At 42.0% G+C, this 13,359-nt stretch carries 19 protein-coding genes; 12 read left to right on the top strand and 7 right to left on the bottom strand.

The window, feature by feature from the left end; genetic code table 11:
* Window positions 1-53: 53 nt before the first annotated feature.
* A complete protein-coding gene (locus tag NWQ57_RS12025) occupies window positions 54-392 on the bottom strand; it encodes a YggL family protein (RefSeq protein WP_306022392.1) in 339 nt (112 codons plus the stop codon).
* A 218-nt stretch (window positions 393-610) separates the two neighbouring features.
* On the opposite strand from NWQ57_RS12025, the gene NWQ57_RS12020 reads away from it, so the two are divergent.
* A complete protein-coding gene (locus NWQ57_RS12020; RefSeq protein WP_306022391.1) occupies window positions 611-781 on the top strand; it encodes a DUF2986 domain-containing protein in 171 nt (56 codons plus the stop codon).
* Between the two features lie 244 nt (window positions 782-1,025).
* Here the strand turns inward: NWQ57_RS12020 and NWQ57_RS12015 are convergent, their stop codons facing one another.
* The 4 genes from NWQ57_RS12015 to NWQ57_RS12000 all read right to left on the bottom strand — a co-directional run bounded on the left by NWQ57_RS12015 (window position 1,026) and on the right by NWQ57_RS12000 (window position 4,558).
* Window positions 1,026-1,463, bottom strand: a complete 438-nt coding sequence (locus tag NWQ57_RS12015) for a cytochrome b562 (RefSeq protein WP_306022390.1) — start codon at window positions 1,461-1,463, stop codon at window positions 1,026-1,028.
* Window positions 1,464-1,607: 144 nt separating this feature from the next.
* On the bottom strand, window positions 1,608-2,228 hold the full coding sequence (locus NWQ57_RS12010; RefSeq protein WP_306022389.1) for a hypothetical protein: 621 nt from the start codon (window positions 2,226-2,228) through the stop codon (window positions 1,608-1,610).
* 349 nt (window positions 2,229-2,577) lie between these two features.
* Window positions 2,578-4,224 (bottom strand): chaperonin GroEL, encoded by a 1,647-nt coding sequence (groL, locus tag NWQ57_RS12005; protein WP_306022388.1) that lies wholly within the window; start codon window positions 4,222-4,224, stop codon window positions 2,578-2,580.
* Window positions 4,225-4,267: 43 nt separating this feature from the next.
* Window positions 4,268-4,558, bottom strand: coding sequence for a co-chaperone GroES (locus NWQ57_RS12000; protein ID WP_306022387.1), 291 nt, complete (start codon window positions 4,556-4,558; stop codon window positions 4,268-4,270).
* A gap of 413 nt (window positions 4,559-4,971) precedes the next feature.
* Between NWQ57_RS12000 and rpsF the strand changes: the two genes are divergently transcribed.
* The 3 genes from rpsF to rplI are packed head-to-tail and all read left to right on the top strand — an operon-like array spanning window position 4,972 to window position 6,076.
* Window positions 4,972-5,367, top strand: coding sequence for a 30S ribosomal protein S6 (gene rpsF / locus NWQ57_RS11995; protein ID WP_306022394.1), 396 nt, complete (start codon window positions 4,972-4,974; stop codon window positions 5,365-5,367).
* Between the two features lie 11 nt (window positions 5,368-5,378).
* Window positions 5,379-5,606: a 30S ribosomal protein S18 gene (gene rpsR / locus NWQ57_RS11990; RefSeq protein WP_306022386.1), complete on the top strand. Its 228-nt coding sequence runs from the start codon at window positions 5,379-5,381 to the stop codon at window positions 5,604-5,606.
* 17 nt (window positions 5,607-5,623) lie between these two features.
* Window positions 5,624-6,076 carry a 50S ribosomal protein L9 gene (gene rplI, locus NWQ57_RS11985; RefSeq protein ID WP_306022385.1) on the top strand — a complete coding sequence of 151 codons (453 nt, stop codon included), beginning with the start codon at window positions 5,624-5,626 and terminating at the stop codon, window positions 6,074-6,076.
* 79 nt (window positions 6,077-6,155) lie between these two features.
* On the opposite strand, the gene NWQ57_RS11980 is transcribed toward rplI, so the two are convergent.
* Window positions 6,156-6,776 (bottom strand): MOSC domain-containing protein, encoded by a 621-nt coding sequence (locus tag NWQ57_RS11980; protein WP_306022384.1) that lies wholly within the window; start codon window positions 6,774-6,776, stop codon window positions 6,156-6,158.
* Between the two features lie 94 nt (window positions 6,777-6,870).
* Here NWQ57_RS11980 and NWQ57_RS11975 point away from each other — a divergent pair, with 94 nt between their 5' ends.
* Genes NWQ57_RS11975 through NWQ57_RS11965 form a run of 3 tightly spaced genes read left to right on the top strand, consistent with a single transcriptional unit; the run spans window position 6,871 to window position 8,893 of the window.
* Window positions 6,871-7,437 (top strand): RNA polymerase sigma factor, encoded by a 567-nt coding sequence (locus NWQ57_RS11975; RefSeq protein WP_306022383.1) that lies wholly within the window; start codon window positions 6,871-6,873, stop codon window positions 7,435-7,437.
* Window positions 7,427-7,921, top strand: a complete 495-nt coding sequence (locus NWQ57_RS11970; RefSeq protein WP_306022382.1) for a hypothetical protein — start codon at window positions 7,427-7,429, stop codon at window positions 7,919-7,921. Before NWQ57_RS11975 ends, NWQ57_RS11970 begins: the two co-directional genes overlap by 11 nt.
* A 21-nt stretch (window positions 7,922-7,942) precedes the next feature.
* Window positions 7,943-8,893: a hypothetical protein gene (locus tag NWQ57_RS11965; RefSeq protein WP_306022381.1), complete on the top strand. Its 951-nt coding sequence runs from the start codon at window positions 7,943-7,945 to the stop codon at window positions 8,891-8,893.
* 59 nt (window positions 8,894-8,952) lie between these two features.
* Here NWQ57_RS11965 and ispB read toward each other — a convergent pair whose 3' ends face one another.
* Window positions 8,953-9,924 (bottom strand): octaprenyl diphosphate synthase, encoded by a 972-nt coding sequence (gene ispB, locus NWQ57_RS11960; protein WP_306022393.1) that lies wholly within the window; start codon window positions 9,922-9,924, stop codon window positions 8,953-8,955.
* Between the two features lie 242 nt (window positions 9,925-10,166).
* Between ispB and rplU the strand changes: the two genes are divergently transcribed.
* The 5 genes from rplU to tpx all read left to right on the top strand — a co-directional run bounded on the left by rplU (window position 10,167) and on the right by tpx (window position 13,274).
* Window positions 10,167-10,478, top strand: a complete 312-nt coding sequence (gene rplU / locus NWQ57_RS11955) for a 50S ribosomal protein L21 (protein ID WP_306022380.1) — start codon at window positions 10,167-10,169, stop codon at window positions 10,476-10,478.
* 15 nt (window positions 10,479-10,493) lie between these two features.
* Window positions 10,494-10,751: a 50S ribosomal protein L27 gene (rpmA, locus tag NWQ57_RS11950; protein ID WP_306022379.1), complete on the top strand. Its 258-nt coding sequence runs from the start codon at window positions 10,494-10,496 to the stop codon at window positions 10,749-10,751.
* Between the two features lie 115 nt (window positions 10,752-10,866).
* Window positions 10,867-12,045 (top strand): Obg family GTPase CgtA, encoded by a 1,179-nt coding sequence (gene cgtA, locus NWQ57_RS11945; RefSeq protein ID WP_306022378.1) that lies wholly within the window; start codon window positions 10,867-10,869, stop codon window positions 12,043-12,045.
* Window positions 12,046-12,062: 17 nt separating this feature from the next.
* The gene (folA, locus tag NWQ57_RS11940; RefSeq protein WP_306022377.1) at window positions 12,063-12,554 is read left to right on the top strand and encodes a type 3 dihydrofolate reductase; all 492 of its coding nucleotides are present in this window, start codon (window positions 12,063-12,065) and stop codon (window positions 12,552-12,554) included.
* 225 nt (window positions 12,555-12,779) lie between these two features.
* Window positions 12,780-13,274: a thiol peroxidase gene (gene tpx / locus NWQ57_RS11935; RefSeq protein ID WP_306022376.1), complete on the top strand. Its 495-nt coding sequence runs from the start codon at window positions 12,780-12,782 to the stop codon at window positions 13,272-13,274.
* Window positions 13,275-13,359 lie beyond the last annotated feature (85 nt).

Below are 13,359 nucleotides of genomic sequence, written 5' to 3'. Positions count from 1 at the left end.
GATATCAAACTAACGCGACTACGCAATAATTTAATATCGACCACCACACAATTTTACATTTCGTAGAATGCGTCTACCAAAGACCCAACCTTTAAGTCAGTGACAATGGCATGAGAACTTAACAGTGCTTCAATATCCGCACGGTCTTTTTCTGTGGCATTGCCATAGCGATCAGCTGATGTTGCTGAACCTTGAAACGACTTGCCATCGTTTTCAAGGGTAATATAAAGATGTTGTTTATCAACAAACGCTGCAAAGCTTGTAAAAAATTGTTCGTAATCAGCGCCTGATGAGCTGGTTAAGGTGAAGCTAAATTCAAACCCTAAGATAGCAAACTCTTCCAAATAAAGTTTCTTTCTTAAACGTCTGTTTCTGATAATGGTTTCTGACATGTTATTACCTATAAAAAATAAAAAGAGTAAATCGGCCACTGATTCTGAAAGAGAGTCTACCAGTTGGGGCGCGAATGGCGCGCATACTACCAGCTTTTTAAAATTTGTCCTGAAGTAAAAACTGCAGGCGACAATGAATGGGCTATAATGGCGTCAAAATTGGGAAGAGTCGTTTTATCCCAAATTCAGTGTTTTGCTCTCAAAAATAAGATATGTCCATGAACAGAAAAAAGAAGTTAACCCAAATCCACAAACAGCGCATCAAAGCAGCAAAAGCGAAAAACAACCCTGCCAAAAAGAGCGCCTATATCTCTAAAGCTGAAAGGGCAAAACTAGCGGCATTGGCTGAAGAAGGCGTAGAAGACGCTCAAGCAACACGGAGTGAATAATCGTTTTTCACATGAGCACCTTGCTCAATTATCCTGATTAATCGTATCAGCGAAGCGTCAGTGTGTTGGTACAGTAAAAGTTAACTGTCTAACCTGATTGGCATAGATTACAAGGAGCAGAATGTTATTTAGCTTTTAATAAGATAGGCCACGATGAAAACGCTTTGTTTGTTAGTTGCATGGCCATACGATTTTTTAAACCTAGCATAAAGGTTTGAGAGGATAAAAAATTAAAAACAAGTTTTTAACCACGGCCAAAAATTAACTGCCAAATACTTGGACTACGTTCTTTATGGTACTGTTTTTTTAACTCATCCACTTTTTCTAACTGCTGTTTTGCACTGGTGATATCACCGTTTGCTAAGCTTGCTTGGACCAAATCCAGTTGCAATTGCACTTCAGCTAAGCCTTGCTGCAATATTGATTGTCGCTTGGCGTCAAATTGAACTAGCTGTACTGACGCAACGAGTTGCTGTAGCTGGATGACCAAGCTCAACATTGTATCAGTTTCGGTTGCGAGCATTGCCTGCCTATAGGTTAATGACATGGATTTCATTGTTGTTTTAACACTTTTACTTGCCGTAATTTTTGCTACCGGTTCTTGAGCATAAACGTGACTGCCGTACAACAGTGTTCCCCACAACATTACGACAATAAGGCTTATGAATTTTAACAAGGACATTTCAGGTTCCATTTTTCCAGGAGGACGCGCAGCTTAGCATAAATGTGTCGATGATTTATCTGCCGTTATACTAAGTTGTCAGCGCGCTAATTAAGGTGATTACTGCTCTTACCCTTCACTATACGTGAGTTTAACAGGGTTGGATTATTTCGGTTTGTCTTGTGATGCCTTACCATTTTTCTCATTACCGTATTTACCCTGTGCCCCCGTAGAAGATTGGCCAAATTTATCAAGAAAAGCTTTCACATGATGTGTGCCTAATCCGCCAGCAAAAGCAATAAGCCATTCGGCGTAGGGAGTCAACGTAGCAGGCATGTCTGTTACCTGAGCGGTAGAGCCTGAAGTAACAACCACTAGTCCTGTTTTTAACGCAAAAAACAGGATAACACCTGTCAGTCCACCTCCAATGATCTGCATGATATAACCTAAAAAATCTATTGCCATGGGCGCATTAGAAATATCTTTATCACGATGATATTGGTTGAATTCTTTGGCGATAAATACGTGGCAGTGCATTGCTCCGCCCAGCAAACCTAAACAAAAAAGCTGTTGAAGAAAGATAATAGTGATAGCGCGATCATCTTTTGCCACAGAGTTATGAATTTCAACTGACTGATATAAAAGATGTAAAAAGTATTTTAGACCATAGTAATAGGCAAGGAGTATGACGACGATCGATAGAAAAAAATGAAATTGCCCCCAACGCCAATGTCGGGTGTCAGGATCTTTAGGCGGTGGCGTTTGTAAAGAAACCGATTCACTCATCTCAATATCCTTGATTATTTAGCAGTTCACAAAGAGTATTGCAGGGAACGCTAAATTTTCAATTGACTCTCTTTTGTAAGTTAAAAGTGCACGAAAATGCCGGCCGATAGGTTAAAAAGAATTAATATGGCTGTCCTGTAGTCGAAACATGAAATATTGTATGGAGAACAAGTGCTCGCAGCGCAGCCTGTTACCTTGCCACGAAGCCATACAAAAAGCGTCGCAGCTAAAGCATCTCGCACAAAAGCAATGCTCATTTTGTCAGCAATAAAAAACCCGCCGAAGCGGGTTCCTTATTCTTCACTGCAAAAGCAGCTGAGATCTCAAAGCTGGGCTTTGGGATGAATGATTACATCATGCCGCCCATGCCGCCCATTCCACCCATGCCGCCCATATCAGGCATTGCAGGGCCTTCTTCTTTTGGCGCGTCGGTGATCATACACTCGGTAGTAATCATCAAGCTGGCAATAGAAGCCGCGAATTGTAATGCAGAGCGAGTTACCTTAGTTGGGTCAAGGATACCCATCTCAATCATATCGCCGTATGTATCGTTACCAGCGTTATACCCGAAGTTACCAGTACCGGTCTTAACGGCGTTAGTCACAACAGAGGCTTCAGCACCTGCGTTAGTCGCGATTTGACGCAAAGGCGCTTCCATTGCACGTAGTGCTAATTTAATACCTAGTGTTTGGTCATCGTTGTCACCTTTGAGGTCAGCAATTTTAGCTGCTGCACGTACTAGGGCTACACCACCGCCGGCCACTACGCCTTCTTCTACCGCTGCACGAGTTGCGTGTAGTGCATCTTCAACGCGGGCCTTTTTCTCTTTCATTTCAACTTCAGTGGCTGCGCCAACTTTAATTACTGCAACACCGCCAGCTAATTTAGCTAAACGTTCTTGTAGTTTTTCTTTGTCGTAGTCAGACGTTGATTCTTCGATTTGTGCGCGGATTTGAGCAACACGACCTTTAATCGCTTCTTCTTCACCGGCACCATCAACGATAGTGGTATTGTCTTTAGTGATAACGATACGTTTAGCGGTACCTAAATCTTCCAAAGTCACTTTTTCAAGCTCTAAGCCGATTTCTTCAGAAATAACCGTACCGCCAGTTAATGTCGCGATGTCTTGCAACATGGCTTTACGACGGTCACCAAAACCAGGCGCTTTTACTGCAGCTACTTTAACAATACCGCGCATGTTGTTTACCACTAGGGTAGCAAGCGCTTCGCCTTCAACATCTTCAGCAATAATTAATAAAGGCTTAGATGCTTTAGCAACCGCTTCTAAAGTAGGTAACATTTCGCGAATGTTAGAGATTTTCTTATCAACCAATAGGATATAGGGAGAATCAAGTTCTACTGTGCCGTTTTCTTGATTGTTCATGAAATAAGGAGACAAATAGCCACGGTCGAATTGCATACCTTCAACAACGTCTAATTCGTTTTGTAGGCTCTGGCCTTCTTCAACAGTGATAACGCCTTCTTTGCCAACTTTATCCATCGCTTTAGCGATAAGCTCGCCCACTTCTGAATCTGAGTTGGCTGAGATAGTACCTACTTGAGCAATAGCTTTGCTGTCGGCGCAAGGTACAGACAATAACTTGAGCTGTTCAACAGCAGCGATAACGGCTTTGTCGATACCACGTTTAAGATCCATTGGGTTCATACCTGCAGCAACAGATTTTAAACCTTCAGTTACGATAGCTTGGGCAAGAACAGTCGCAGTAGTGGTTCCGTCACCGGCTTCGTCATTTGCTTTAGACGCCACTTCTTTAACCATCTGTGCGCCCATATTTTCAAACTTGTCTGCAAGTTCGATTTCTTTGGCTACAGATACACCGTCTTTAGTGATGGTTGGTGCACCGAATGACTTGTCTAATACGACATGACGACCTTTAGGGCCAAGGGTTACTTTTACTGCATTGGCTAAGATATTAACGCCAGCAAGCATTTTATTGCGAGCATCTTGTGAAAAACGAACTTCTTTAGCTGCCATGATTAAATTTCCTCTGAATTCTGTTTAACGGGTTAGTTACTGATTATTCAACAACAGCAAGAATGTCATTCTCGCCAAGGATAAGGACTTCTTCGCCATCCATTTTTTCAGTTTTCACACCGTAACCGTCATTAAAAATAACGATGTCACCGACTTTAACGTCTATCGCTTTCACGCTACCGTTGTCTAAAGTACGGCCATTACCTACCGCGATTACTTTTCCGCGAGTTGATTTTTCAGCAGCAGAACCGGTAAGCACGATGCCGCCAGCTGATTTGCTTTCTTGTTCCTGACGTTTAACGATCACGCGATCGTTTAAGGGACGAATTGCCATTTTCAAATCTCCTGAAAATTCCAATGATTAAGTTAATTTTTACCTCGAAAACTCGAGAGTTGGGATGAACAACTGAAACTTCAATTGTTCGAAAATTTATATAGAACTTTGTTCTGGGAGCATAGATGGGGATAGCCCAGTTGAACACAAGGTGTAGTCATCAAAAAAATGTACTTTTGTTCAATAAAATGATTAGTTTCTCGAATTTATTGCTGATGGCAGAGGATGAAGTCGTTTTTTGGCGTTTTTGCGCCAAATATTGGTATTAATGTCGATTTGTACTAAATAAGTCTTGTCCGTGTTGCCCGCTTTATGTACAATCCGCGCCGCTTAAAACAGCTACCCTAATTAAGTTCCTTGTCTCAATACAGTTTGGCTGTGCTGTCGAGACTACAACCGTGAGGAGCAATATGATGCGTCATTACGAAATCGTATTCATGGTTCACCCTGACCAGAGTGAACAAGTTCCAGGTATGATCGAGCGTTATACCGGGATTCTGACCCAAAATGGCGGTACTATTCACCGCAAAGAAGATTGGGGCCGTCGTCAGTTGGCTTACCCAATCGACAAACTACACAAAGCGCATTATGTCTTGATCAATGCTGAAGCAACTGCTGAAGCGATTGAAGAATTAGAGACTGCTTTCCGTTTCAATGACGTTATCTTGCGTAACCTAGTTATGCGTACCAAAGGTGTTGTTACTGAACAATCTCCTATGGCTAAAGAAGAGCGTCGTGAAAAGCGTGAAGAAAAGTCATACGACAAACCTGCTCATTCAGAAGCCAACGCTTCTGAAGATGAAGAATAAGGAGAAACAATATGTCTCGTTTTTTTAGACGTCGTAAGTTCTGCCGTTTTTCAGCTGAAGGTGTTGTTGAGATTGATTACAAAGATATCGCAATGTTGAAAAACTACATCACTGAAAGTGGTAAAATTGTACCTAGCCGTATCACTGGAACTAGCGCTAAATATCAGCGTCAGTTGTCAACTGCTATCAAGCGCGCGCGCTTCCTAGCTTTGCTTCCATATACTGATTCTCACAAGTAATCGCTGAGGTAGCAAAGATGGAAATCATACTACTAGACAAAGTTGCCAACCTGGGCGGCTTAGGTGACAAAGTCACTGTAAAATCAGGCTACGCACGTAACTTTTTGTTCCCAAAGGGCAAAGCGGTTCCTGCTACTAAAGTCAACGTTGAGAAATTTGAACAACGTCGTGCTGAATTAGAAGCAAAAATTGCTGAGCAACTTTCTGCTGCACAAGCTCGTGCTGAAGCGCTTGCTGAGTTAGCTGAAGTTACCATTGCAGCTCCTGCCGGCGACGAAGGTAAGTTGTTTGGTTCAGTGGGTACTCGTGACATCGCTGACGCTATTACAGCTGCTGGTTTTGCCACTACTAAAGCTGAAGTTAAATTACCTAACGGTACTTTACGTGAAACAGGTGAGCACACTGTAGATTTACAGTTGCACTCTGAAGTTACTGCAAGCATCAAGATTGTTATTATTCAAGAAGCTTAATTATTAAGAATCTGAATTAGTTTCGATTTATGAAAACACCGCCATTTGGCGGTGTTTTTTTATGAGCGCTTATTCAAACTTAAAGCAGTTTATGCAGCCAGTCTGGATCAAGTTCTGTGGCGTGTTTTATCTGTTCGATGAATATCGCCGTTTTGGGCTGAATGTCTATTTGGCTTAAAAAATACCGAATGCTCAACTTGGCTTGAGGGCGTTCAAGCAGTTTGAATTCATCGTCAATACTGATTTGTCCGTTTTTTAAGACTCTGAAGTACCAGCCGCTTAGTTGATACTGCCTTATAAATAATTGCAGTTTAGGCTGCTTGAATTTTTCATCAATTTTCCAGCACGGAATTCGCGGGCCGCTAACTTGTAAGATCACTGTGCCGACTGCATAAATATCACCGATACAAACATTGTCTTCGTTCATCTTTTCAACAACGATATTTTCTCCTATTGAGCCCGGCAAAGCTGATTTATACAGTAAAGGAAACCGTTGAATGATTCTTTGGTAGCTCTGTAACGAAAACTGATGTAAAGCGCGTTCAGGGCCACCATGAAAGCGTTTATCGACTTGCACATCATCGATGATGCCGAGAGTGTTCAGTTCAACAACATCACGAGGTTTTTTATAAATCCCTGTAGGGCTTAGTTTGGGACCAATTGAGTGACGTTTGCCACTATATAAACCTAAAACTTTCATTAAATTGCTCGATAGATATTTATTTTTTCTGTTTTTAAACCTTTTAGGTTTACTCTGCGACTTACTTAACAACCCACATAATGAAGATGAACAATTGACGTCACAAGGAAATGTTGTCTCCGCTCAGCATAAGTTTGCCGCCAAGGACGAATTGGACTTAATTACTGCGGTGAAAGCGGGCGATAAACTGGCCTACCATCAGTTGTATAAGCAATATATTGGTCAAGTGTATGGTCTGTGTTATCGCTTAACCGCTGACAAGATGTTAGCAGAAGACGCTGCCCAAGAAGTGTTTATACAACTGTGGCGTAAAATAGGCAATTATCAGGGAGAGAGTAGATTTTCAACATGGCTGCATACTGTAACCAGCAATATTACCATCTCGTATTTGCGAAAACAGCGAGGGTGGTTTAGTCGCGTGTTGAACTTCGAAAGTGCAATCGAAAACAGCCAAGTAGATCAAGGATGTAGTAGCTCGGTAGACATTGAAAGGTATATTTTGCGCCTACCCCAAAGGGCTAGAATTGTCTTTGTATTACATGCTATTGAGGGGTATCGACATGAAGAAATTGCGCAAATGACCAAGATGGCCGTGGGGTCGAGTAAGGCACAGTTTCATCGCGCAAAACATTTACTAGAGGGCTGGATGAGTGAAGAGTAATCTAGATTTTGAGCTTAAGCTGGCTGAAAAGCTGAGGTGTGTCGCAAAAGAATCGCTGCCAGAAAGGGATCTGTGGCCAGGTATCGAATTAGCGCTGGTCGATCAAGCCGTTATAAAAGAACCTGCAAATCGTTTTAATAAGGTATCGCTGATAGCTGCATCAGTGCTCGTACTGAGCTTCATTGCTTGGAGTACATTCGAACAATTCAATAGGCCGGTGAACGACAGTGTATTAGTGGCAAATCTTAGCGAACAGCACCAGCTTCAAAAGCAAGCATTGTTGGTGCAAGTTAAGGGTCAACCTGCTTTGACACAAAACTGGCAAGAGCAACTCAAAGTATTAGATAAGGCCGAGCTTGCTATTAAAGCAGCATTAAAAAATGAACCTAATAACATGGCGCTGCTGAAGCTATTGCAAAATGTTTATCAACAACAAATCAATTTGATCGAACGAGTTCACTCACCGAAGTGGACCCAAATTTAACGGTATTTAGAGGTTAGGATGATGAAAGTATTTTATATAGGGGCAGCATTGCTGAGCCTCAGCTTTGCAGGGCAGGCTAGCGAAAAAGTGGAACAAAGTATGGACGTTGACGCCCGGTCTTATGTGAAGATAGAGCATGTTAATGGAGAAGCGACTATACAGAGCTGGGATAAAGATGAAGTGAAGGTGATAGGCACGCTAGGTGACCGAACCGACAAGTTTATTTTCGAACGTAAGGGTAACGACGTTCTCATTAAGGTAAAAGTAAAAAACAGCAGTGGCTGGGGAAAGTGGAGCTCTGACGAGGGCGATGACCTGAAAATTTGGTTACCCGTCGGCAGCACACTCGATTACAGCTCAGTAAATGCGGATGTTAAGGTTACGGATATAGCGGGCGGCTCTAGCATTGAAACGGTAAATGGACGAATCGATGTTAAAAATTTAAGTAGTAGAGTCAAGCTGGAGTCAGTTAATGGCAATATCGATGCGCGTAAATTAAAAGGTAATGTCAGCATTGAAACCGTAAATGGTAATATTAAATCCGGCAGTGACTCTGGTTCTGAAGATAAATATGGCACAGTAAATGGCAATATTGACGTTACCTCAGATAGTGAAGATATTCGGGTAGAAACCGTTAATGGCAACGTAGATCTCAGCTTAGGTAAGATACGACAACTGAATATTGAGTCAGTCAATGGTGCCATAGAGTCAGCTATGACTCTGATGGATAATGGCGAAGTCAATGTTTCTACTGTAGGTGGCTCTGTAGAATTAGCGTTTCAACCTAAAGTCTCAGCGCGTTTTGATATTCAGGCGCATGCCGGAGGAGGGATCAGCAATAATTTATCATCAGATAAGGTACAAAAAGATAAATACGGCCCCAGTCGTTGGTTGGAATTTAGCCTTAATCAAGGCAAGGCAAGTGTGAATATTTCAACAGTCAGTGGACGAGTAGAATTAAATAAGAAATAAGGGCAATAGAGCTACCTAGCGACACGACTTAATCTGCAAGGTAGCCCTTATTTTGTTTGTTAGGCAGCTCTTTCAACCGAAATATGAGCCAAACCTATCAAGGCCTGTTTGTAATTTGATTCTGGCAAGGGTGCTAAGGCCGCAACGGCTTTATCGGCAGCATTTATTGCTTGTTTTTTCGTGTATTCCAGAGCACCAGTGTCCTGCATGGCCTGCATGATTAACTCAAATTTATCCATGCCATTGCCTGTTTCAATTGCTTCTCTAATCATGGCGCTTTGGCCTTTATCGCCATGCCACATGGCATAAAGTAATGGGAGTGTGGGTTTACCCTCGGCCAAATCATCCCCCACGTTTTTGCCCATATCTTCGCTGTCTGCGGCGTAATCTAATATGTCGTCCACTAGTTGAAATGCAGTACCTAGATATTTGCCGTAGTCTTGCATAGCAGTTTCAATTTCTTCATTTTGATCAGTGAGTACCGCGGCCAATAAGGTTGCTGCTTCAAATAAGCGTGCGGTTTTGCTGTAAATGACTTGCATATATTGTGCTTCGCTAGTGTCAGGCTCATTACAGTTCATTAGCTGTAATACTTCCCCTTCAGCGATAACATTGGTTGCATCGGATAGAATTTCCATCACACGCATACGCTTTAGACTGACCATCATTTGAAATGAGCGGGTATATAAAAAGTCACCTACTAATACGCTTGCCTGGTTACCAAAGACGGCGTTGGCTGTTTCTCGGCCACGTCTCATGGTCGACTCATCAACAACGTCATCATGTAACAAGGTAGCAGTATGAATAAATTCGATAATTGCCGCCAATGTATGATGTTGATCACTTTGAATGTTTACAGCGCGCGCGGCTAATACTGTTAACAAGGGGCGCAGTCTTTTTCCGCCGCTGTTAACAATGTAAAACCCTAATTGATTTATTAAGGAAACATCTGAATTAACTTGCTGTTGAATTAATGCATTAACCGCCAACATGTCTGACTGGGCTAGTTGGTGGATTTCTTCTAATTCCATACTCAAAATAGAGTGCTCACTTTGTGCAAATGCTAGTAGAATAAGCGACGGATTTTACAGAAATTAGCCTGAGTATCCAGCACCAGTTTCACCCTAAAAATCAATAAGTTTGCGATTCAGAAAAAATGACGTAAATTTAACCAAATAAATTGCAATAGGGGCTTGCTTGAAAATACCCCATCACGTACAATTCGCGCCCTGTTTTTGAATATAGCGTTATGAAACGCAGAGCGGAGTTAAATATGTACGCGGTTTTCCAAAGTGGTGGTAAACAACACCGTGTGGCTGAAGGCCAAACCGTTCGCCTTGAAAAAATCGAAGTGGCTCCTGGTGAGTCAGTAGAATTCGGTGATATTTTGATGGTGAGCAATGGTGACGATGTTAAAATTGGTATGCCTTTTGTTAATGGTGGCAAGGTTACAGCTGAAGTTGTAACTCATGGTCGTGGCGATAAAGTTAATATCGTTAAGTTCCGTCGTCGTAAACATTCACGTAAACAAATGGGGCACCGTCAGTGGTTCACAGAAGTGAAAATCACTGGCATTAGCGCTTAATAGGAGTTCGCAGAGATGGCACATAAAAAAGCTGGTGGTAGTACAAACAACGGCCGTGACTCGGAAAGTAAACGTCTTGGTGTTAAGCGTTTCGGTGGTGAGTCAGTTTTAGCGGGTAATATCATTGTTCGTCAACGTGGTACTAAATTCCACGCTGGTACTAACATGGGTATTGGTAAAGACCACACTTTATTTGCTTTGTCTAACGGCAAGGTACAATTCGAAGTTAAAGGTCCTAACAACCGCAAATTCGTAAGTATTGTTGCTGAATAAGTAACGTTTGCTACACGTTTTGAAAGGCCCCGCTGTAGCGGGGCTTTTTGTTGGAATCAGATAAATTATCTATACTGGTTTCACCTTCGGTAATTAATTGAGTATTGAGTAAGTAATGAAATTTGTAGATGAAGCGATTATTCGTGTAGAAGCCGGTGACGGTGGTAACGGTGTTGTCGGATTCCGTCGTGAAAAATATGTGCCTGATGGTGGTCCTGACGGTGGCGACGGTGGCGACGGTGGCAGTGTCTATTTAGTTGCAGACGAAAACTTAAATACCTTAATCGATTACCGTTTTGAACGCTTCCATCGCGCTGAGCGTGGTAAAAATGGCGCAAGTGCAAATTGTACAGGTCGCGGTGGTGCTGATCTTGAATTAAGGGTGCCTGTTGGTACTCGGGCTAGTGATTTAGAAACTGGCGAAGTTTTGGGTGATTTGACACAAAACCTACAACGTATGAAAGTAGCGCAAGGTGGTTACCATGGTTTGGGCAATGCTCGTTTTAAAACCAGTACCAACCGTGCGCCGAGACAAAAATCGAATGGTACGCCGGGCGAAATTAGACAGCTAAAATTAGAACTGATGTTGTTAGCTGATGTTGGATTACTGGGAATGCCAAACGCAGGTAAATCAACCTTTATTCGCAGTGTTTCAGCGGCTAAACCAAAGGTTGCTGACTATCCATTTACTACCTTGGTACCCAACTTAGGTGTGGTTAGATTGGATTCTATGCGCAGCTTTGTTATTGCTGATATTCCTGGTTTAATTGAAGGTGCTGCAGATGGTGCCGGTCTTGGTATTCAGTTTTTAAAGCATTTAGAGCGCTGTAGGGTCTTGTTGCATATGATCGATTTGTTGCCTGCAGATGGCTCAGATCCAATCCACAATGCTAAAGCGATAGTTGCAGAGTTAGAAAATTATAATCCTAAACTGGCAGCTAAACCACGCTGGTTAGTGTTTAACAAAATCGATTTGTTACTCGAAGAAGAAGTTGAAGAGCTCATTCAAAATATTCTTAGTGCGTTAGAGTGGGATGGCGAATATCATCAAATATCAGGAATTCAAAAAGATGGCACCTTAGAGCTGTGTCATAAAGTCATGGACTTCATCAGTGCTTTACCTGCTGAAGAAGTAGAAGATTTAACTGAAGATGTTGGCTTTAAGTGGGACACATATCATCAAGAAGCGATGAACAAGCCTTACACTGATTTTGATGACTTACAGGACGACCTCGATGACGATGATGACTTTGACGAAGACGATTATGACGTTGAAGTTATTTACAAAAAATAAAGTGTAGAGCGTTGACGATGATAATTTCCATGATTGTAGCGATGGCTAAAGAACGGGTTATCGGGGCAAATAACAAGATGCCTTGGCATCTTCCTGCCGATCTTAAGCACTTTAAAGCCATTACATTGGGCAAGCCAGTCATTATGGGGCGTCTTACTTATGACTCTATTGGTAAAGCACTGCCAGGACGTCTAAATATTGTTATTACTCGTGACAAAAACTTACGTTTACACGATGCCACAACAGTTACCAGCACAAAAGCCGCTTTAACGGCGGCTAATGGGGCTAAAGAAGTCATGATTATCGGTGGAGGCAGCATTTATAATACGTTTTTACCTTTGTGCAGCAGACTATATCTTACTGAAATCGACTTAGCGGTAGAGGGGGATACTTTCTTTCCTGACTATCTAACGTCAGCGTCATGGCAAAAGGCCTCGGATGAGGTGTTACCAGCAGATGAAAAAAATCCTCATGATTGTCGATTTATTACCTTAGATAAATTGGCTTAAATTACTCTTCAAATACGTAGGCTAATGAGCGCCTGCAAATATTTAAGAAAAGTTACATTGGAAAATTAAGTTACGTGGCTTTTAACTGCCCTCCTTGATTTACATTCTAATGCCCACACAACATACTTAGGCATAATTCACAGATAGCTTTTTTATCTGGTTTTTTGAATTCGGGCGCTGTCATAATTTGGATAGTGCTTCTACATCGATATAAAGGAGATCTAAATGACTACAGTAACATTAAAAGGTAACACATTTGAAACAGTCGGTACCTTGCCTGCTATTGGTACTAAAGCACCTGATTTTAAATTAGTAAAAACCGATCTTTCGGAAGTGAGCCTTGCTGATTATGCCGGTTCTAAATTGATCCTTAATATTTTTCCGTCGGTGGATACTGCCGTTTGTGCGACTTCGGTACGAACCTTTAATAAAAAGGCATCAGAGTTAGAGAACACAAAAGTGCTATGTGTATCTGCTGATTTACCCTTTGCATTAGCCCGCTTTTGTGGAGCTGAAGGTATTGAAAACGTGACAACGGGTTCAAGTTTTAGAAGTGATTTTGGTGGCAATTATGGTGTTGCTTTTACCACGGGCCCTTTGACGGGTCTATTATCTCGAAGCTTAGTGGTGATTAACGAGGCAGGCGAGGTGATATTCACTGAGCAAGTTGCTGAAACAACTGAAGAGCCTAATTACGAAGCGGCTATCGCAGCACTGTAGTTTTACCCGATCAAAAGCCTCTTTAGAGAAATGCCAGTCAGTTAAGCTGACTGGCATTTTTATTTTTGTTGAAAGGGTATTTCGA

Source organism: Paraglaciecola sp. (assembly GCF_030730205.1).
Taxonomy (GTDB): domain Bacteria; phylum Pseudomonadota; class Gammaproteobacteria; order Enterobacterales; family Alteromonadaceae; genus Paraglaciecola.
Note: the sequence above shows the minus strand (reverse complement) of the source record. Positions and strands in the feature narration are given on the sequence as shown.

What these genes read in the sequence shown, in the direction of transcription:
- NWQ57_RS12025 (WP_306022392.1), bottom strand. Translation starts at nt 392, where the DNA reads ATGTCAGAAACCATTATCAGAAACAGACGTTTAAGAAAGAAACTTTAT.
- NWQ57_RS12020 (WP_306022391.1), top strand. Translation starts at nt 611, where the DNA reads ATGAACAGAAAAAAGAAGTTAACCCAAATCCACAAACAGCGCATCAAA.
- NWQ57_RS12015 (WP_306022390.1), bottom strand. Translation starts at nt 1,463, where the DNA reads ATGTCCTTGTTAAAATTCATAAGCCTTATTGTCGTAATGTTGTGGGGA.
- NWQ57_RS12010 (WP_306022389.1), bottom strand. Translation starts at nt 2,228, where the DNA reads ATGAGTGAATCGGTTTCTTTACAAACGCCACCGCCTAAAGATCCTGAC.
- groL (WP_306022388.1), bottom strand. Translation starts at nt 4,224, where the DNA reads ATGGCAGCTAAAGAAGTTCGTTTTTCACAAGATGCTCGCAATAAAATG.
- NWQ57_RS12000 (WP_306022387.1), bottom strand. Translation starts at nt 4,558, where the DNA reads ATGGCAATTCGTCCCTTAAACGATCGCGTGATCGTTAAACGTCAGGAA.
- rpsF (WP_306022394.1), top strand. Translation starts at nt 4,972, where the DNA reads ATGCGTCATTACGAAATCGTATTCATGGTTCACCCTGACCAGAGTGAA.
- rpsR (WP_306022386.1), top strand. Translation starts at nt 5,379, where the DNA reads ATGTCTCGTTTTTTTAGACGTCGTAAGTTCTGCCGTTTTTCAGCTGAA.
- rplI (WP_306022385.1), top strand. Translation starts at nt 5,624, where the DNA reads ATGGAAATCATACTACTAGACAAAGTTGCCAACCTGGGCGGCTTAGGT.
- NWQ57_RS11980 (WP_306022384.1), bottom strand. Translation starts at nt 6,776, where the DNA reads ATGAAAGTTTTAGGTTTATATAGTGGCAAACGTCACTCAATTGGTCCC.
- NWQ57_RS11965 (WP_306022381.1), top strand. Translation starts at nt 7,943, where the DNA reads ATGAAAGTATTTTATATAGGGGCAGCATTGCTGAGCCTCAGCTTTGCA.
- ispB (WP_306022393.1), bottom strand. Translation starts at nt 9,924, where the DNA reads ATGGAATTAGAAGAAATCCACCAACTAGCCCAGTCAGACATGTTGGCG.
- rplU (WP_306022380.1), top strand. Translation starts at nt 10,167, where the DNA reads ATGTACGCGGTTTTCCAAAGTGGTGGTAAACAACACCGTGTGGCTGAA.
- rpmA (WP_306022379.1), top strand. Translation starts at nt 10,494, where the DNA reads ATGGCACATAAAAAAGCTGGTGGTAGTACAAACAACGGCCGTGACTCG.
- cgtA (WP_306022378.1), top strand. Translation starts at nt 10,867, where the DNA reads ATGAAATTTGTAGATGAAGCGATTATTCGTGTAGAAGCCGGTGACGGT.
- folA (WP_306022377.1), top strand. Translation starts at nt 12,063, where the DNA reads ATGATAATTTCCATGATTGTAGCGATGGCTAAAGAACGGGTTATCGGG.
- tpx (WP_306022376.1), top strand. Translation starts at nt 12,780, where the DNA reads ATGACTACAGTAACATTAAAAGGTAACACATTTGAAACAGTCGGTACC.